We start from the raw sequence: 956 nt of genomic DNA on the forward strand, positions 1-956 counted from the left end.
GCACCATGGGCATCCAGCGTTATCTCCCCATTGGACAACACAGTGCCTTCTTGGATCAGGGCACCGTGATGCGCATAAAGGTCAATTTTTTGCTCTGCCACTAAGCGCGCACGTGATGTAAGCTCTGCCGCTTCCACCAAAAGAGAGCCGCCGGCGCTATAATGTCCAGCGCCTACAGTGAGCGCATCATCGGCGCTCAAGACAATATTCCCCTTGGCACCAATATGGTTGTTTAAAGCGGTGATTTGATTGGTTTCAATGGTCAGATCGCCAAGGGAAGAAACCCCTGTTTGATCATTATCTTGCATACGACTTAGATCAATTGTTGCTGCTTGGATCTTTAAAAGATCACCGGCTGCTATCCGCCCATTCCCCGCCTCAAGCTTTGCTGCCTGTAAGTACAAAGAACCCGTCGCTGACTGTTGACCATCACTCCCAATACCGCTTGCTAGAAGAGCATGAGACTGGAGTTTGATCACATCGGCGTGCACATCAACAGCACCGCTTGCCGCAACGCGAGCTTGCTCAGCCAGTTCAACATGCTTCAAAGCCTTCAGTTCAACCGCTTCTTCTGAAAAAAGCAAATCTTTTACATGCACACTATCGTGGTGAGAACGCGCTTTTACCGCTCCTTTGGCGCGTGCTTTGGCAATCACCAGCTTGCCATCACTTGTCAATCTCATGGCGCCTGCATTGGCAACCATGTCTCCTCGCATCTTAACGCCGGCGCCTTTATCATTGGCAATCACGCGGATCTGCCCCGCATACATTCCACCAAACTCACTGGAATCAATCGCCAATTCTGGCTCTTTGCCATCAGAACCAAGAGAAGTTGCTTCGCGTTTGTCATAATCAAAATGATTGTGACCAGCGATAACAGCCAAATCTCCTTTGACCTGTATGGGACCCCCGACACTGATCTTGCGCGAAACAAGATCAAAAATATCTAATGCACT

Annotated in this window: 1 pseudogene; it reads right to left on the minus strand. The window is 49.6% G+C overall.

Annotated features, from left to right (window positions below):
* Positions 1–956, minus strand: a pseudogene (locus tag ACFIKB_RS09380) (filamentous hemagglutinin); the annotation flags it as partial.

This window comes from Bartonella sp. MR110HLJHH (genome assembly GCF_042194225.1).
In the GTDB taxonomy this organism is placed as follows: Bacteria; Pseudomonadota; Alphaproteobacteria; order Rhizobiales; family Rhizobiaceae; genus Bartonella; species Bartonella grahamii.